16 protein-coding genes are annotated in these 16,889 nt (G+C 74.5%); 11 read left to right on the forward strand and 5 right to left on the reverse strand.

The genetic code is table 11. From position 1 onward, the window contains the following. Positions 1-3: 3 nt before the first annotated feature. From PKE99_RS30425 to eda, 4 genes are read left to right on the forward strand one after another with little or no spacing between them, the layout of a single operon-like run. Positions 4-1,380 carry an MFS transporter gene (locus PKE99_RS30425; RefSeq protein ID WP_037051630.1) on the forward strand — a complete coding sequence of 459 codons (1,377 nt, stop codon included), beginning with the start codon at positions 4-6 and terminating at the stop codon, positions 1,378-1,380. Next, positions 1,377-2,393 carry an L-idonate 5-dehydrogenase gene (locus PKE99_RS30430; protein ID WP_037051627.1) on the forward strand — a complete coding sequence of 339 codons (1,017 nt, stop codon included), beginning with the start codon at positions 1,377-1,379 and terminating at the stop codon, positions 2,391-2,393. Before PKE99_RS30425 ends, PKE99_RS30430 begins: the two co-directional genes overlap by 4 nt. Then, positions 2,390-3,361: a sugar kinase gene (locus PKE99_RS30435; protein WP_037051624.1), complete on the forward strand. Its 972-nt coding sequence runs from the start codon at positions 2,390-2,392 to the stop codon at positions 3,359-3,361. The genes PKE99_RS30430 and PKE99_RS30435 overlap by 4 nt, the downstream gene beginning before the upstream one ends. A 31-nt stretch (positions 3,362-3,392) precedes the next feature. After that, positions 3,393-4,022, forward strand: coding sequence for a bifunctional 4-hydroxy-2-oxoglutarate aldolase/2-dehydro-3-deoxy-phosphogluconate aldolase (gene eda, locus PKE99_RS30440; protein ID WP_037051622.1), 630 nt, complete (start codon positions 3,393-3,395; stop codon positions 4,020-4,022). Between the two features lie 3 nt (positions 4,023-4,025). On the opposite strand, the gene xylA is transcribed toward eda, so the two are convergent. The 5 genes from xylA to PKE99_RS30465 all read right to left on the reverse strand — a co-directional run bounded on the left by xylA (position 4,026) and on the right by PKE99_RS30465 (position 9,819). Next, positions 4,026-5,216, reverse strand: a complete 1,191-nt coding sequence (gene xylA, locus PKE99_RS30445) for a xylose isomerase (RefSeq protein ID WP_037051621.1) — start codon at positions 5,214-5,216, stop codon at positions 4,026-4,028. A 193-nt stretch (positions 5,217-5,409) separates the two neighbouring features. Further along, complete coding sequence (locus PKE99_RS30450; protein ID WP_037051617.1) at positions 5,410-6,639, reverse strand: ROK family transcriptional regulator; 1,230 nt, start codon at positions 6,637-6,639, stop codon at positions 5,410-5,412. Between the two features lie 49 nt (positions 6,640-6,688). After that, entirely contained in the window at positions 6,689-7,579 is an 891-nt protein-coding gene (locus PKE99_RS30455) for an acyl-CoA thioesterase (RefSeq protein ID WP_037051614.1), read from the reverse strand. Positions 7,580-7,683: 104 nt separating this feature from the next. After that, positions 7,684-8,679, reverse strand: coding sequence for an isopenicillin N synthase family dioxygenase (locus PKE99_RS30460; protein ID WP_037051611.1), 996 nt, complete (start codon positions 8,677-8,679; stop codon positions 7,684-7,686). A gap of 30 nt (positions 8,680-8,709) precedes the next feature. Beyond that, entirely contained in the window at positions 8,710-9,819 is a 1,110-nt protein-coding gene (locus PKE99_RS30465; protein ID WP_037051610.1) for an ABC transporter substrate-binding protein, read from the reverse strand. 568 nt (positions 9,820-10,387) lie between these two features. On the opposite strand from PKE99_RS30465, the gene PKE99_RS30470 reads away from it, so the two are divergent. Genes PKE99_RS30470 through PKE99_RS30500 form a run of 7 tightly spaced genes read left to right on the forward strand, consistent with a single transcriptional unit; the run spans position 10,388 to position 16,879 of the window. Further along, on the forward strand, positions 10,388-11,164 hold the full coding sequence (locus PKE99_RS30470; RefSeq protein ID WP_197040827.1) for a FadR/GntR family transcriptional regulator: 777 nt from the start codon (positions 10,388-10,390) through the stop codon (positions 11,162-11,164). Next, a complete protein-coding gene (locus PKE99_RS30475) occupies positions 11,161-12,294 on the forward strand; it encodes an acetamidase/formamidase family protein (protein WP_197040826.1) in 1,134 nt (377 codons plus the stop codon). The genes PKE99_RS30470 and PKE99_RS30475 overlap by 4 nt, the downstream gene beginning before the upstream one ends. Beyond that, on the forward strand, positions 12,291-13,916 hold the full coding sequence (locus PKE99_RS30480; protein WP_271214945.1) for an AtzH-like domain-containing protein: 1,626 nt from the start codon (positions 12,291-12,293) through the stop codon (positions 13,914-13,916). The genes PKE99_RS30475 and PKE99_RS30480 overlap by 4 nt, the downstream gene beginning before the upstream one ends. After that, the gene (locus PKE99_RS30485; protein ID WP_037051607.1) at positions 13,913-14,677 is read left to right on the forward strand and encodes a cysteine hydrolase family protein; all 765 of its coding nucleotides are present in this window, start codon (positions 13,913-13,915) and stop codon (positions 14,675-14,677) included. Before PKE99_RS30480 ends, PKE99_RS30485 begins: the two co-directional genes overlap by 4 nt. Continuing rightward, positions 14,674-15,111 carry a cupin domain-containing protein gene (locus tag PKE99_RS30490; RefSeq protein WP_081924615.1) on the forward strand — a complete coding sequence of 146 codons (438 nt, stop codon included), beginning with the start codon at positions 14,674-14,676 and terminating at the stop codon, positions 15,109-15,111. Before PKE99_RS30485 ends, PKE99_RS30490 begins: the two co-directional genes overlap by 4 nt. Continuing rightward, positions 15,108-15,872, forward strand: a complete 765-nt coding sequence (locus tag PKE99_RS30495; RefSeq protein ID WP_037051604.1) for a creatininase family protein — start codon at positions 15,108-15,110, stop codon at positions 15,870-15,872. Before PKE99_RS30490 ends, PKE99_RS30495 begins: the two co-directional genes overlap by 4 nt. Beyond that, positions 15,869-16,879 (forward strand): ABC transporter substrate-binding protein, encoded by a 1,011-nt coding sequence (locus tag PKE99_RS30500; RefSeq protein ID WP_051738086.1) that lies wholly within the window; start codon positions 15,869-15,871, stop codon positions 16,877-16,879. The genes PKE99_RS30495 and PKE99_RS30500 overlap by 4 nt, the downstream gene beginning before the upstream one ends. The last annotated feature ends 10 nt before the right edge of the window (positions 16,880-16,889 follow it).

A 16,889-nucleotide genomic window follows, 5' to 3' on the forward strand; every position in this document is an offset into this window, starting at 1 on the left:
ACGATGACGGACAGCACGACCGACAGCACCAGGACGGAGCCCCCGGGCGTGGTCACCCGCACGACGCGCGACCTCACCAAGGCCGCCGTGTCCGGGTGGCTGGGCACCGCGATGGAGTTCATGGACTTCCAGCTCTACTCGCTGGCGGCCGCCATCGTCTTCAACACGGTCTTCTTCCCGGACGTCAGCCCGGCGATCGGCCTGATCGCGGCGATGGCGACCTACGGCGTCGGGTACGTCGCCCGGCTCGCCGGCGCCGTCTACTTCGGACGGATGGGCGACCGGCTGGGCCGCAAGAAGGTCCTGTTCATCACCATCCTGCTGATGGGCGTGTCCACCACGCTGATCGGCGCCCTGCCGACCTACGCGACCATCGGCATCCTCGCCCCGATCCTGCTGGTCGCGCTGCGGCTGCTGCAGGGCTTCGGCGCCGGCGCGGAGATCGCGGGCGCCACGGTGATGCTGGCCGAGTACGCCCCGGCGAAGCGCCGCGGCCTGATCTCGTCGCTGGTCTCGCTGGGCACCAACTCCGGCACGCTCGCCGCGTCCGGCATCTGGGCGATCCTGCTCGCGGTGCTCTCCGAGGAGCAGCTGGTCGAGTGGGGCTGGCGGATCCCCTTCCTGCTCAGCTTCGCCCTGATGATCTTCGCGGTGTGGCTGCGCCGGAACCTCAAGGAGAGCCCGGTCTTCGAGGAGCGGGCGGACGTCGTCGACGGCGTCGCCCTCTCGAAGGAGGAGGCCGCGTCCGAGGGTGTGCTGGAGGCAGGTCTCAAGCAGCGCAAGGGCAAGGCGTTCTTCCTCGCGCTCGGCCTGCGGTTCGGCCAGGCCGGCAACTCCGGGCTGGTGCAGACCTTCCTGGTCGGCTACCTCGCCACCACGCTGCTCGTCGACCGCTCGATCCCGACGGACGCGATCGTCTACGGCTCGCTGCTCGGCTTCGCCACCGTGCCGCTCATCGGCCTGCTGGGCGACAAGGTCGGCCGGCGCCCCGTCTACATCGGCCTGACGATCGCGACGATGCTGGTCGCCTTCCCGGCGATGCTGCTGATCACCAGCGGGAGCGCCGTCGCGATCACGCTGGGCATGGTCATCGCCCTGAACATCGGCGTGCTCGGGCTGTTCTCGATGGAGAGCGTCACGATGGCGGAGCTGTTCGGCGCCCGCACCCGGTTCACCCAGCTCGCGCTGGCCAAGGAGATCGGCGGCATCCTCGCCACCGCGATCGGCCCGGTCCTCGCGGCCTCGCTGACCGCGCTCACCGGCAGCTGGTGGCCGATCGCCGCGATGCTGGTCGTCTACTCGGCGATCACGCTCGTCTCGACCCTGCTCTCCCCGGAGACCCGCGGGCGCGACCTGGTGAAGCTGGAGGACGCGGCGTGAAGGCGGTCGTGGTCCACGGGGCGGGCGACCTGCGGGTCGACGAGCGTCCCGAGCCCGTCGCCGGGCCCGGCGAGGTCCTGGTCGCCATGGAGTGGGGCGGGATCTGCGGCTCCGACGTGGCGTACTGGAAGAACGGCGCGTCCGGCACCGCGTCGCTGACGCACCCGCTGGTGCTCGGGCACGAGGTGGCCGGCCGGGTCGCCGCGCTGGGGCCGGGGGTGACCGGCCCCGAGGTCGGCACCCCGGTCACCGTCCACCCGGCCGAGCTGGTCGGCGACGGGCACCTGCCGGACCGGATTGCCGGGCGCACCAACCTGTACCCGCACGTCCGGTACTTCGGGTCGGCGGCCTTCGACCCGCACACCGACGGCGGCTTCAGCGGCCTCCGGGCGGTCCGCGCCGAGCAGCTGCGGGCCCTGCCCACGGGCGTCGACACCCTGTCGGGTGCCCTCGCCGAGCCGCTCGCGGTGGCGATGCACGCCGTGTTCCGGGCCGGCGACCTGCGCGGTCGCACCGTGCTGGTCAACGGCGCCGGTCCGATCGGCTCGCTGGTCGTGGCCGCGGCGAAGCACGCCGGGGCGGCGACCGTGGTCGCCTCGGACATCGCGGAGGTGTCCCTCGACGTGGCCCGCGCGATGGGCGCGGACGAGACCGTCGACGTCTCCGTGGGGTCCCTGCCCGACGACGTCGAGATCGTCTTCGAGGCTTCCGGCGCACCCGCCGCACTGGGCTCCGTGCTCCGCGCGACCGCCCGCGGCGGCACGCTCGTGCAGGTCGGGAACCTGCCGGGGGCGGCGGTCTCCGCCGCGCTCGGCGACCTGGTCACCCGGGAGATCACCTGGATCGGCTCGTACCGGTTCGTCGAGGAGATCTCCGACGCGCTCGCCGCCATGGCCGCGGGCCTGGACGTCACCCCCGTGATCAGCCACCGGTTCCCGATCGACGCCGCCGCCGACGCCCTCGCGGTCGCCGCCGCGCCCGGGAGCAGCAAGGTCATGCTGGAGCTGTCGTGAGCCCGCGCGTGGTGACCCTCGGCGAGACGATGGCCCTGCTGACCCCGCAGGGCCGGCTGGTCGCCGGCTCCGCCCTGACCGTCGGCATCGGCGGGGCGGAGTCGAACGTCGCGATCGGGCTGGCCCGGCTCGGCGTCGACGCCACCTGGGTCTCCCGGATCGGCGACGACGACCTGGGCCGCGCCGTGGTCCGCGAGATCCGCGCCGAGGGGGTGCGGGTCCTCGCCGACACCGACCCGGACGCCCCGACCGGGATGATGCTCAAGGAGCTGCGGGGCGGGCGGCCGCACCGGGTGCGGTACTACCGCGCCGGGAGCGCCGCCGCGCGGCTGGCACCCGCACACGTCGACGCGGTCGCGGACGAGATCGCCGCGGCCCGGGTGCTGCACCTGACCGGCATCACCCCGGCCCTCGGACCCGGTCCCCGCGCCGCCGTCGCCCGCGCCGTCGAGATCGCCCGGGAGGCGGGGGTGCTCGTTTCGCTCGACGTCAACCACCGCCGCACGCTCTGGCCCGACGCCGAGGCCCGCGCGGCCCTGGGCGACCTGATCCCCACCTGCGACCTGGTGTTCGCCGGGCCGGAGGAGGCGGCGCTGGTCCTGGGCCTGGAGCCGGTACCGGTCGACGCCGAGGGAGGCGCCGATCTCGCCGCCCGGCTCGCCAAGCTCGGGCCCGCCACCGCGGTGGTGAAGCTCGGCCCGCTCGGTGCCGTCGCGCACGACGGCGGCACCGCAGTCCACGCCCCGACCCGACCGGTCGAGGTGGTCGACGCCGTCGGCGCCGGCGACGCGTTCGTCGCCGGCTACCTGGCCGAGCTCGTCGCGGACCGGCCCGTCGAGGCCGCCCTCGCGCTCGGCAACGCCGCGGGCGGCGCGGTCTGCCTGGTCCCGGGGGACTGGGAGGGGCTGCCCACCCGCGCCGACCTCGCGGCCCTGCAGGCCGACCCGCCCGCGGACGTCCTCCGCTGATCCCCGTCCGTCGACCTTCCCAGGAGTGCACGTGTCCCTGCTCGCCCGCTGCCCGGTCCTCCCGGTCGTCGTGCTCGACGACCCGGCGCAGGCGCTGCCGCTCGGCGAGGCCCTGCTCGCCGGGGGCGTCGACGTCGTCGAGATCACCCTGCGGACCGCGGCCGGCCTCGCCGGCATCCGCGCCCTGAGCGCGCTGCCGGAGCTGCACGTCGGGGCCGGATCGGTCGTGGTTCCGCGGCACGTCGACGAGGTCGTGGCGGCCGGGGCCCGGTTCGTCGTGAGCCCCGGGCTGTCCGTGTCCGTGCTCGACCGGGCCGTCGAGCTCGAGGTGCCGGCCCTGCCCGGGGTGTCCGGCGCGTCGGACCTCATGGTCGCCACCGAGCGCGGGCTCACCGAGGTGAAGTTCTTCCCGGCGAACCTGCTCGGCGGCGTGGCCGGGATCCGCGCGCTGGCCGCGCCGTTCCCCGGGATGACCTTCCTGCCCTCCGGCGGGGTGAAGCCGGAGAACATGGCGGACTACCTCGCGCTGCCGTGCGTCCCGGCCATCAGCGGCAGCTGGATGGTCGACCCGGAGCTGCTCGCCGCCGGCCGATGGGACGAGGTCAGCGCCCGCGCCGCCGACGCGCTGCGGCGGGCGCGCGGCGCGGTGCCGGTCGGCTGACCCCTACCGGGCGCCCATGAGGTGCTCGACGGCGAGCTGGTGCAGCCGGACGAACCCGTACCCGCGCCGGCCGGCCGCCTCGGCGTCGAAGTCCTCGAACGACGAGCGGTCGGCCAGGAGCTCGGCGTAGCCCTCGCCGGGCGCGAGGGTCGGCGTCGAGAGCTCGGGGACGCCCGCGGTGGCGAGGGCCTCCTGCACCTCGGGGTCGGCACGGAAGGCCGCGGCCCGCTCCTTGAGCAACAGGTACGCCCGCATGTTGGCGGCGGCCGAGTCCCAGACCCCGGTGTAGCTCTCGGTGCGCGAGGGCTTGTAGTCGAAGTGCCGCGGGCCGTCGTAGGCCGGGCCGCCGCCGGGGCCGCCGTGTTCGAGCAGGTCGACCAGCGCGAAGGCGTTGAGCAGGTCGCCGTGGCCGAACACGAGGTCCTGGTCGTACTTGATCCCGCGCTGGCCGTTGAGGTCGAGGTGGAAGAGCTTGCCCGCCCACAGCGCCTGCGCGATGCCGTGGACGTAGTTCAGCCCGGCCATCTGCTCGTGGCCGACCTCGGGGTTCACGCCGACCAGCTCGGGGTGCGCGAGCTTCTCGATGAAGGCCAGCGCGTGCCCGACGGTCGGCAGCAGGATGTCGCCGCGGGGCTCGTTGGGCTTGGGCTCGAGCGCGAACCGGATGTCGTGGCCGCGGTCGAGGACGAACCCGCAGAGCAGGTCCATCGCCTCGCGGTAGCGGTCGAGCGCCGCCGCGACGTCCTTCGCCGAGTCGTACTCCGAGCCCTCGCGGCCGCCCCACAGCACGAACGTCCGGGCGCCCAGCTCGGCGGCGAGCTCGACGTTGCGCAGCACCTTGCGCAGCGCGAACCGGCGCACCGACCGGTCGTTGCTCGTGAACCCGCCGTCCTTGAACACGGGGTGGGTGAACAGGTTCGTCGTGATCATCGGGACGGTCATGCCGGTGGCGTCGAGCGCCTCGCGCAGCCGCGTGACCTGCTTGTCCCGCGTGCCGGCGTCGGGGCCGAAGCCGAACAGGTCGTCGTCGTGGAAGGTCAGGCCCCATGCGCCGAGCGCGGCCAGCCGCTCCACGGCCTCGACGACGTCGAGCGCGGGGCGGGTGGCCTCGCCGAAGGGGTCACGGCCCTGCCAACCGACCGTCCAGAGGCCGAAGGAGAAGCGGTCGGCCTGCGACGGCGTCGGTGCGGTCATCGGGCGCTCCTTGATTAGTCCAGATCACGAACTAAAGGAGGACGCTAGACCTGCGGCGGGGGCGGGGCAAGGGGCACCGCGTCATCACGTGAAGATCACGACGAGTGGGACGGGAGAGTGATCGGCACGACCGCATCGTCACCCTCGCTCCGATCATCCCGCCCGCACCGACGAGCGCGGCGGGATGCGCAGATCAAGCGGGCATGATCCGGACCGGGTCGGCGAGGACCGCGTCGACGACGCCTAGGGCGGCACCGAGGACGGCTGCGTCGGGCCCGAGGGCGGAGGTCGTGACCGGGGGAGCGGTGCCGCGCAGCGCCCCGACCTGCGCGGCGAGGGCGGCGTCGAGCCGCGGGACCAGGACCGGGCCGAGGGCGGCGAGCGTCCCGCCGAGCACGATCAGGCCGGGGGCGAGCAGGTGCACCGCGGCGGTCAGGGCCAGGGCCAGGCCGGCAGCCCCCTCGTCGACGGCCGTCCGTGCGGCGTCGCCGGCGGGATCGCCCGCGGGGAGGTCCAGGGCGTCGAGCAGCGGCGTGAGACCGCCGTCGGGGTCGAGGCCGGCGGCGCGGAGCAGGGCGGGCAGCCCCGCGACCGTCTCCAGGCAGCCCCGGCCCCCGCAGGCGCAGGGTGCGCCGCCGGGCGCCACCACCACGTGCCCCAGCTCGCCGGCGAAGCCGTCGGCGCCCGAGTACAACCCGGACCCGACGACCAACCCGGCGCCGATGCCCACCTCGCCCGTGACCACGAGGAACGACGGGTGCCCGCTCCCGGCGCCGAGCCGGAGCTCGCCCAGCGCGGCCAGGTTGGCCTCGTTGTCCACCGCCACCGGCAGGCCCGTCCGCGGCGGGAGGTCGGCGAGGTACGGGTCGAGCGGCACGTCCCGCCAGCCCAGGTTCGGCGCGGCGACGACGCAGCGGCCGCGGCCGGCGGCGGAGTGGTCGAGCAGGCCGGGGATCGCGAGCCCGGCGCCGACGAGCGTGAGCTCCTGCGCAGTCGCCCGCCGCTCGGCCTCGGCGGCCAGCGCCGCGAGTTCGTCGAACACCGCGGCGGGCGAGCGCCGGTTGGTGCCCACCTGCTCCAGCCGTACCCGTGTGCGGCCGCGGAGGTCGACGACCGCCACGGCGAGCCGGCGCGCCCCGATCTCGCACCCGAGCCCGGCCACGTGCCCGCCGTCGAGCGCCAGCCCGATGCCCGGACGGCCCCGCTCGCCCTCGCCCGTGCGGCCCTCGGCCACCAGCAGCCGCGCCGCGACCAGCTCGCCGACCAGCGACGACACCGTGGACTTGGTCAGCCCGGTCGCCACCGCCAGCCCGGCGCGGCTGACCGTGCCCCGCCGCGCCACCTCGCCCAGCACCACACCCAGGTTGTGGTCCCGCATGCTGCGGTGCCGCATCGCGGGGGCGACGGCCGGACGGTCGGTCATGGGCGCATCCTGCCCTGTCGTGCCGCGGCGCGGGGTCGCCCTGTCGGGGTCAGCCGGCGCGACGCCGGACGATCGCCTCCTGCGCCACGGTGGCGACGAGCCGGCCCGACCGCGCGAAGAAGCGCCCATGGCACAGCGCCCGGCCGTCCGCCGCCCAGCTGCTGTCCTGCTCGTAGCAGAGCCAGTCGTCGGCGCGGACCGCGCCGTGGAACCACACGGCGTGGTCGAGGCTGGCCGCGGTGACGTCCGGGGCTCCGAACATGGTCGCGTGCGGGGCCAGCGCGGTGGAGAGCAGCATCATGTCCGACGCGTAGGCGACCACGCAGTGGTGGAACAGCGGGTCGGCGGGGAGGGGCTCGCGGGTGCGCACCCAGAAGCGGTGGTGGGGCGGTGCCGCCTCGCCCCGGTGGGCGGCGCTGCGCGGCAGCTCGCCCTCGAACCGGAGGTCGACCGGGTGCAGCCGGTCGAGCCGCGTCCACCAGCTGCGCACGGTCTCGTCGGCCCCGGCGACCTGCTCCAAGGGCGTCGGGAGGTCTGCCGGATCGGTCACGCCGGTGGTCAGCCGGGGCACCTGGTGCGCCCAGCCGTCCTGAGGTACCTCGAACGAGGCGGTGAGCAGGAAGATCTCCTTGCCGTGCTGCTCGGCGACGACCTGCCGGAGGCTGACGGTGGCGCCGTCGCGCACGGGCGTGACGTGGAAGCGGGTGGCCGCGGCGGCGTCGGCGGGTCGGAGGAAGTGGCCGTGTATCGAGTGGACGGGGCGGTCGGGGCCCACACTCGATCCGGCGGCCCGCAGCGCCCGGCCGACGACGACGCCGCCGAACCCCCGCTCGACCAGCCCCTCCTGGCCGGCAGCTTCGTAGCGGTCCGGCCCGGTGGGGTGGACGTCCAGCAGGGTCCCGACGGCCGTCGCTCCGGGCGCGATCTCGAGCTCGGTCACGAACGGAGTCTGCGTTCCCGCGGCCCTCAGGCGGATCTTCCCGTGGCCCAGCTCACAGCCTCATCTCGCAGTGCGCACCTTCACGGCGCCCATCTCCGCCCACGTCACAGCATGTTCAGCTCGTACGTCTCCCGCTGGCGCTCCCGCGTGTGCTGCGCGGGCGTCGTCGGCGGATAGTGGTCCGGCTGCCCGGGGCGGCGGCAGGTCGGGATGGTGGTGACCTCGGCGTCCGGCCGGCCGGAGAAGAAGAACGGCATCGAGTAGCGCTCGGTTCCGGACGTGTTGACGACCCGGTGCAGCGTGGAGCGGTAGAGGTCGGCGGTCCAGCGCGCCATGAGGTCGCCGAGGTTGACGACGAACGTGCCCGGGATCGGGGCGGCGTGGATCCAGCCCTCGTCCTCGTCGAGGACCTGCAGGCCGCCGTTCTCGTCCTGGGCCAGCAGGGTGATGCCGCCCCAGTCGGTGTGCGCGCCGGCGCCCTTCTCCCCGGGCCGCGGGTTCGGCGGCTGCGGCGGGTAGTGCAGGATCCGCAGCGTCGGGGTCGGCTCGGCGCAGAAGTCGCGGAACCAGTCCTCGGGCAGGTCGAGCGAGAGCGCGAGGCCGTCCATCAGCAGCGTCGCGACCCCGGTCATCCGCCGGTGGTACTCGGTGAGGACCTCGCGGAACTCCGGGCGCGCGGGCCACAGGTTGGGTCCGAAGCCCACACCGGCGTCGCCCTCGGGCACGGTGCCGTCGGAGCGCGACTCGCGGCCCAGGTAGTAGCCCTCCTTGAGGTCCGGCGGCGCGCCGGCCTCGAGGGTCTGGCCGCCGACGTCCTCGTAGCCGCGGCCGTAGTTGTCCTTCGTCATCGCGACCCGCTGCTTCTCCGCCGCGGGCAGCGCGAAGAAGGTGCGGGCCTCGGCGAACGCGGCCTCGAGCAGCGCAGGCTCGATGCCGTGCCCGGAGACGTAGAAGAAGCCCTTGTCGACGCAGGCCGCGCGCAGCGCGCGGCCGACGGCGGCGCGCGCCGCGGGGTCGTCCGTGCGCAGGCCGGAGATGTCGACGACGGGCAGGGCGCTGGTCTCGACCGTGCGGGCGCCGAGCTCGGCGGACCGGGTCATGGTTCCTCCGTGGGGCGGGGCGGGGGGCGGTCAGCTGGTCGGGGCCGTGATCGCCGGTGCGGCGCCCTGGAAGGAGCCGGCCGGGGCGTCGGGCAGCGCGTCAAGCTGGGGCATGACCTCGGTCGACAGGAACGAGTTGTCGTACAGCGGGCCGCTCGGGTTCCAGTCGGCGGGCAGCGCGCCCATCTGCTTCATCTGGTCGATCGTGGTGTTCCAGCGCTCGTCGCCCATGGCGCCCATCTGCTTGCCGCCCTGGCCGCCGATCACGAACGGGCGCTGGCCGGCCCAGGTGAACCAGTTGGTGTCGGCGGCGAGCTGGTTGTTGTCCGTGAGCATCTGGTCGTTGGCCTTGGTGGCCGCGTCGACGTCCGTGAGGTAGGCCGTCCAGCCCTTCGACAGCGCGCCCAGCGCCCGCTTCAGCGTGTCGCCGTGGTTCTTCGCGTAGTCCTCGGTCACCGCGAGGATCTGGCCGTAGGGGTTGAAGCCGGCCGAGGCGTAGCTGAAGTAGTTGACGTCGATGTTCTGCTTGCGGGCCTCGTAGACCGTGTTGGTCGGGTAGCCCTGGACCACGCCGTCGGGCGAGGCGAAGAACGCGGCGTAGGTGCCGTTGAAGTTCTGGGTCGGGAACTGGATGTTCTGGCTGCGCTGCACCCACTGCCAGCCGAGGCTGATCGGGGCGACGGTCCAGGACTTGCCGGCGAGGTCGCTCCACTTCGTCCAGCCGGTGGACTGCTTGACCAGCACGCCGGTCGGCGGGGTGTCGAACTCGTTGTAGACCGCGGTGATCGGCAGGCCCTGCGCCTTGGCCTGCAGGTAGGACTCGGCGGTGGTCACCGCGATGTCGGCGCGGCCGGAGGCCAGCAGCTGGATGCCGGAGACGTTGGGTCCGCCGGGGAGGATCTTCACGTCGGAGAAGCCGGCGTCGGCGAGGTAGCCCTGGGTCTGCGCGGCGGTCCAGCCGCCGTTCTGCGCGTTGCTGAACCAGGACAGCTGCACGGTGAGGCTGTCGTCGCCGGCGGGCCCGGAGCTCGACGCGGCCGCACCGCCGGAGGCGCCGCCGCACGCGGCGAGGACGAGGGCGGTCGCCAGCGCCACGAGGGCGAGCGGCAGGCGCGCCCAGCGGGTGGGGGACAGGGACATGGGGGCTCCAACATCTCGCGGCGGGAACGCCCGGCCGACGCGCGGACAACCATTCTCGGCGTCGTCGGGAAAAGGGGACGGGCCATTTCTGCGCATTCACGGAAACGGCGGTGCTCGGGCCCGGGGAGCGGGTCCGGTCGGAGGGGAGGGGACGGCGACGTCCGGACGAGCGGGCGGCCGGGCCAGCTCCGGGATCGCGACCCCAGCCGCCCGGGCCAGCGGCGGCGCAGCGGGTGCGCTCGACGTCGGCCCAGCTCAGCGAGCTGATCGCGGTCCCGGAGGAGGTCCGGGCCGGATGGTCCGACCAAGCGGACCGCCCAGACCATCGGGCGTCGGGGCCCCCGCCGTCAACGGTTGAGCGTCGAACTTCACCTGCCCGAAACACGGTGACCGAGGCATTGCGGCCGGGCCCGTTTCCCCCGTCCGTTTCGCCGGTATTTCGCGTGTGAATAAACGGTTTCGTGATCGCCGGGCCGCTGTTGTCGAACCATTCCGCCGCCTACGGTCGGATTGGTCAGGCCAACCACCCCCGGGGTGGTTCGGCGCCGGAAGTCAGGAAGGACCGGGTGTGGACAGCACCACCGGAGCACCGGGCGATCGCCGCCCGGTGCCGTCCTCCGCCCTCGAGCTGCCGCGGCTCGCGCCGGGCGCGTTCCGCGGCAGCGTGAGCACCGAGATCTCGGCGCACCTGGAGAAGCTGATCGCGGTCGGCGAGCTCAGGCCGGGGGACCGGCTGCCGTCGGAGCGCGAGCTGGCGGCGAGCCTGGGCGTGTCCCGGGCGTCGCTGCGCGAGGCCATGCACGAGCTGGAGGCGAAGCACCTCGTCGAGCGCCGGCCGGGCCGCGGCACCACCGTGCTGCCCGCGCCCGAGCACGTCCAGACGCTGTACTCGCAGCTCTCCGACGCGGAGCACCAGCTGCGGGACGTTGCCGAGCTGCGCGGCGCGATCGAGCCCCGGCTGGCCGAGCTGGCCGCCGAGCGGGCCACCGCCGCCAACCTCGTCGAGCTCGAGAACCTGCTGCGCAACCCGGTCGCGGAGGTGGCGCCCGAGGAGTCGCTGCGGCTCGACCTCGAGTTCCACATGCTCATCGCGGCCGCGGCGCAGAACCCGCTGATGTCGGCGATCAACACGCTCGCCTGCTCGTGGACCTCGTCGACCCGGGTGCTCTCGCACTCCACCCGCTACGCCCGCGAGGTCTCCTACCTCGGGCACCGGGCGATCCTCGCCGCGGTCGCGGCCGGCAACCCCGCCGAGGCGCGGGACGCGATGGCCCGCCACCTCGCCGACGTCGCCGCCCTGACCCGGGACCGGTTCGAGGACCGCGCGACGGGGGAGACCCCGTGACCGCGTCCGAGCTGGCACCCATCGCCGCCGCTCCGGTGTTGCAGCCGCTCACCGCCACGTCCGACGGCGCCTACCTCCCCGCCACCCCGGCGACCACCACCTGGGGCCGGCTGCCCTGCGCCGACGACGCCCCCGCACTCTCGGTGGAGCCCGGCGCCGCCGTCGTGGTCGACACCGTCAGCCACGAGGGGATCCTCGAGGACCAGGGCCGGGACCCGATCGCCTTCTTCGGTGCCCACGGCGTCGCGCCCCGCGACGTCCTGCTCGACGCGATCGCCGTCGCCGCCGACGGGCACCACGACCGCACCGGCGGCCCGCACGTGGTGACCGGCCCGATCGAGGTCCGCGGCGCGCAGCCCGGCGACCTGCTCGCCGTGCGGGTCGACGCGCTCGTCCCCCGGGTGCCCTACGGCGTGGTCTCCAGCCGGCACGGGAAGGGCCTGCTCCCCGGCAGCTTCCCCGTCGACGGCCCGCTGACCAGCATCTTCTGCCGGGTCAACGACCTGGAGCTCGGCCTCGACGCCGCGCGCGGCACGCTCCCGCTGCAGCCCGGCGACCCCGACCGCCCGGTCCGCTTCCCACTGGCGCCCTTCCTCGGCGTCATGGGCGTGGCGACGCCCGGCCCGCGCCGGCACTCCACCCCGCCCGGCCTGCACGGCGGCAACATCGACATCCGGCTGCTGGTCGCCGGCACCACGCTCTACCTGCCCGTCCAGGTGCCCGGCGCCGGCCTCTACGTCGGCGATCCGCACTTCGCCCAGGGCAACGGCGAAATCGCGCTGACGGCGCTGGAGGCGCCGCTGCGCGCCACCCTCACCGTCGACGTCGTGCCCGCCGCGGAGGCCGCGGCCCGCTACGGCGCCGTGACCGGGCCGTTCGTCCGCACCGCGGAGTTCCTCGTGCCCACCGGGCTCGACGAGGACCTCGACGTCGCCGTGCAGAAGTGCGGCCGCAACGCGGTCGAGCTCCTCGGCGCGGTCTACGGGATGGCCCCCGAGCTGGCCTACGCCTACCTGTCCGCCGCGACGGACTTCGAGATCTCCCAGGTGGTCGACATCGTGAAGGGCTCCCACGCCCGGATCCGGCTGGCCGACTTCGCGGCCGTGGACCGGATCGAGGTGCCGCGATGATCGCCGAGGCCGTGAGGGTCGTCTCGCCGGCGCCGGTCCCCGAGGGCCTGCTCGGTGCCTTCGACGCCTACGAGACCGCGCTGCTGGCCAACGACGTCGCCACCCTCGACGCGCTCTTCGCCCCCGGCCCGGACACCGTCCGCGGCGACGGGACCACGCTGCTCGTCGGGCACGACGCCATCGCCGGGTTCCGCTCCGGCCGCGTGGTGATCCCCACGCGTCGGGTGGCCGGGCTGCAGGTCAGACCGATCGGTGACGACGCCGCGTTGGTCATGGCGTCCACCGAGGAGCCGTCGAACGGGGCGACGGGCCTGCAGACCCAACTGTGGCAGCGCCTCGACGGCACGTGGAAGGTCACGGCCGCCCACGTGACCCTCCCGAAGAAGGACCGGCCGGTCGCGGCGGCGCACCCCCTCCCCGCCGCGGCCGCGCCTCCCCTCGACCCCTCGGTGTGGCGGGTCGTCGGGGCGCCGCTGGTCGCGCCGACCGTCTCCGGCCCGCTCGACGGCGTCACGCTCGCCGTGAAGGACCTGTTCGCGGTGGCGGGGGAGCGGCTGGGCGCGGGCAACCCGACCTGGCTCGCCGAGCAAGCGCCGCGGACCACGACCGCCCCCGCGGTGTCCGCGCTGCTCGGCGCAGGTGCGGAGATCACCGGGATCGCCCGCACGGACGAGTTCGCCTACAGCCTCGCCGGGCAGAACGCCCACTACGGCACCACCCCGAACCCGGCCGTGCCCGGCGGGATCGGCGGCGGCTCGACGAGCGGGCCCGCCTCCGCGGTCGCCCTCGGCCAGGTCGAGGTCGGGCTCGGGACCGACACCGCCGGGTCGATCCGGGTCCCGGCCTCCTACCAGGGGCTGGTCGGGATCCGGACCACGCACGGCGCGATCTCGACGGACGGGGTGCTGCCGCTCGCGCCGTCGTTCGACACGGTCGGGTGGGTGGCCCGCGCGGTCGGCCCGGCTCTGCGGGTGGCGGAGGTGCTGCTCCCCGGCGCCTCCGCCGTCCCGGCCGGCAGCCCGCCGGTGCGGGCCGTCGTGCTGCCGACGGCCGAGGGTCACGCGAGCCCCGACGTCGCCGCCGCCTGCGCCGACCGCCGCGCCGCGCTGGTCGGGGAGGGGCTGCTGCCGGGCGCCGAGGTCGTCGACCTCGCCCCGGAGACCCTCGAGGAGTGGTTCGCCGCGTTCCGCACGGTGCAGGCCTACGAGGCCTGGGCCGCGCACGGCGAGTGGATCACCGCCCACCCCGGCGCGCTGGGGGCGGACGTCGGCGGGCGGTTCGCCGCGGCCGCCGCGGTCACGGTCGCCGAGGCGGACGCCGCCCGCGCGACGGTCGCCGAGGCCCGCGCCCGGCTCCGCGAGGTGCTGGACGGCGCGGTGCTGGTGCTGCCCAGCAGCGCCGGCGGCGCCCCGGCCTGGGGCGCGAGCGCCGCGGCCGTCGAGTCCGAGCGGGCCGGGACCCTGCGCATGACCTGCCTCGCCGGGCTCGCCGGCGCCCCGGCCGTCTCGGTCCCGCTGCTGCGCACCGCCGACGGCCGCCCCGCGGGGTTGTGCCTGGTCGGCGCACCGGGCACGGATCTCGACCTGCTCCGCCTCGCCGCGACCCTGGAGGGAGCCGCGTGAACCCCAACCGCTGGACCTTCGCCGAGGGGCGGGTCGACCTGCGCCGCCCGCACCGCGAGCCCCGGCCGATCGAGCTCAAGGCGCTGCCCGCGCCGGTCACCGCGGACCTCGCGCGCAGCGCCCTGGTCGTCGTCGACATGCAGAACGACTTCTGCACCGAGGGCGGCTGGCTGCACTCGATCGGCGTGGACGTCTCCCCGCTGGCCCCGGCGATCGAGGCCCTCCGATCCCTGGTCCCGGCGGCCCGCGCCGCCGGCGTGCCGATCGTCTGGCTGAACTGGGGCAACCGCGAGGACCAGGCCAACGTCCCGCCGGGCGTCGCGCACGTCTACGACCCGGAGGGCCGCGGTGCGGGCATCGGCGCGGTGATGCCGAACGGCTCCAAGGTGCTGACCAAGGGCTCCTGGGGCGCGGCCCTGGTCGACGGGCTCACCGCCGAAGCCGGCGACCTGCACGTCGACAAGTACCGGATGAGCGGCTTCTGGGACACGCCGCTCGACTCGATCCTGCGCAACCTGCGCGTGGACACCCTGTTCCTCGCGGGCGTCAACTCCGACCAGTGCGTCTCCTCGACACTGGTCGACGGCGCCTGCCTGGGCTACGACGTGGTGCTGGTCGACGGCGCCTCCGCCACCACGTCGCCCGCGTTCTGCCACGAGGCGACGCTCTACAACACCCGCCAGTGCTACGGGTTCTCCTGCGACTCCGCGGACCTGCTCGCAGCCCTCTCCGCAGCACCGACCAGTAAGGACGGATCGTGACCACCCCTCCGCCGATCCTGCGGCACCTCGACGACGTGGCGCCCCAGCTCATCTCGCCCTCCGACACCGTGAAGCTGGCGCTGCTCGCCGGCCCGGCGGACGGCTCGTCGACCAGCGTGTTCTTCGAGGTCTGGGAGCCGGGCGGCAGCCAGCCGGACAACTCGCACCCGGAGTCCACGGAGATCTTCGTGATCCTGTCGGGCACCGGCCGCGCGCACAGCGACAAGCACGTCGTGGACCTGAGGGCGGGCGACGCCCTCGTCCTGCCGCCGAACTCGGTGCACCGGATCGTCAACACGAGCGGGACCGAGCGGCTCTACGCCGTGACGGTCATGGCGGACGACGACGGCGCCCTGCCCGGCGGCTTCGCCGAGCTCGTGGCCAAGGGGACCGTCACCGAGTGGGACGCCACGGACCGGGCGGTGCTCTCGTGAAGCTCGCGCAGCTGTCCACCTCGGACATCAAGGACCTCGACAAGACGAAGGCCGTCGTCGTCCAGCCCCTCGGCGCGATCGAGCAGCACGGCCCGCACCTGCCCGTCATGACGGACGCGTTCGTCGGCGAGCAGATCGCCGCGCTGGCCGCCGACCAGACGGACGCCGAGGTCTGGGTCCTCCCGACGCTGCACTACGGCAAGTCCACCGAGCACCTCGGCTGGGCCGGCACCATGAGCCTGTCGAGCGAGACCCTGCTCGCGGTGCTCAAGGACGTCGGTCGCTCGGTCGCCGCCTCCGGCTTCACCCGGCTCGCGTTCGTCAACGGGCACGGCGGCAACCCCGCCTCGCTCGACGTCGCCGCCCGCGACATCCGCACCGAGTCCGGCCTGCTGGTCTTCCCCGTGACCACCGGCAGGCTCGGTGTGCCCCAGGGCCTCGACCTGCCCGACGCCGAGTTCTCCATCCACGGTGGACACGTCGAGACCTCGGTGATGCTCCACCTGGCGCCGGAGACCGTCCACACCGACCGGTTCGTCCTCGGCGGCGACCACCTCCCCGCACTGTTCCCCGGCGAGCTGAGCCTGGAGGGCGCGCTGCCCACCGCGTGGATCAGCGACGACCTCACCACCAACGGCGTGATCGGCGACCCCCGGGCCGCCACCGCCGAGATCGGCAAGGAGATCGTGACCCACTGGACCGGCCGGCTGGCGTCGGCCTACGCACAGATGTCCGCCTTCGAGTTCCGGACTGCGCGGTGAAGCGCCTGCTGACCGCCGCGCTCGGCGGGCTCCTCGCGCTCGGCCTGGCGGCGTGCGGCACGTCGGCGGCGCCGGCGAGCGCGGGCGCCGAGCCGGTGAGCGTCGTGCTGGGCTGGTACCCGACCGCCGAGTCCGGCGGCTTCTACGCCGCCGAGGAGCAGGGCCTCTTCGCGCAGCAGGGCCTGGACGTCGACATCCAGCCCGGCGGCCCGCAGGTGTCGCAGACGCAGGTCGTGGCCTCGGGCCGCGCCGACTTCGGGCTGAGCGACGCCACCACGGTCGCCAACGCGAAGGCGACCGGGATCCCGATCGTCGCCGTGGCCGCGCTGTTCCAGGAGAACCCGGTCGGCGTGATGGTCCACGCGGACAGCGGAGCCCAGGACTGGAAGGACCTTGCGGGCCGCACCTGGTACGTCCAGACCGGACAGCTCGGCCAGGAGTGGGTCAAGCGCTCCCAGGGCATCGACTTCACCACCGCCGCGTACAACGGCTCGATCGCCACCTTCGTGCACGACGACGCCGCCGTCCAGCAGGGCTGGCCGACCAACGAGGCGTACACGGCGCAGAAGGAGGGTGTGCAGACGCGCTTCCTGAGCTACGCCAGCGCGGGCTACAACCCCTACAACGACGTCATCTTCACGACCGAGGACTTCCTCCGCGACAACCCGGAGAAGGTCAGGTCCTTCCTCGACGCGACGATGCGCGGCTGGTCCGCGTACATGTCGGACACCGCTCTGGCGGAGAAGGTCAACGCCACCCTCCAGCAGGAGAACCCGCAGCTCGACGCCGCCGCGAACTGGTTCGCGTGGGACGCCCAGCGGCAGTTCCTCACCGCCGGGGACGGCGCCACCGCGCTCGGCGCGATGACCCCGGCGCGCTGGTCCACGCTCGTCGACCAGATGACGCAGCTCGGCGCGCTCGAGCCGGGCCTCGACCCGGCGAGCCTGTTCGACACCTCGGCCCTGCCCACCGTCCCCGCCCCGACGACGCTGCCGCCGGCCCCCTGAGGAGACCCCC

The organism is Pseudonocardia halophobica (assembly GCF_027922425.1).
In the GTDB taxonomy this organism is placed as follows: domain Bacteria; phylum Actinomycetota; class Actinomycetes; order Mycobacteriales; family Pseudonocardiaceae; genus Pseudonocardia; species Pseudonocardia halophobica.

What these genes read in the sequence shown, in the direction of transcription:
- PKE99_RS30425 (WP_037051630.1), top strand. Translation starts at nt 4, where the DNA reads ATGACGGACAGCACGACCGACAGCACCAGGACGGAGCCCCCGGGCGTG.
- xylA (WP_037051621.1), bottom strand. Translation starts at nt 5,216, where the DNA reads ATGACCGCACCGACGCCGTCGCAGGCCGACCGCTTCTCCTTCGGCCTC.
- PKE99_RS30450 (WP_037051617.1), bottom strand. Translation starts at nt 6,639, where the DNA reads ATGACCGACCGTCCGGCCGTCGCCCCCGCGATGCGGCACCGCAGCATG.
- PKE99_RS30460 (WP_037051611.1), bottom strand. Translation starts at nt 8,679, where the DNA reads ATGACCCGGTCCGCCGAGCTCGGCGCCCGCACGGTCGAGACCAGCGCC.
- PKE99_RS30465 (WP_037051610.1), bottom strand. Translation starts at nt 9,819, where the DNA reads ATGTCCCTGTCCCCCACCCGCTGGGCGCGCCTGCCGCTCGCCCTCGTG.
- PKE99_RS30480 (WP_271214945.1), top strand. Translation starts at nt 12,291, where the DNA reads ATGATCGCCGAGGCCGTGAGGGTCGTCTCGCCGGCGCCGGTCCCCGAG.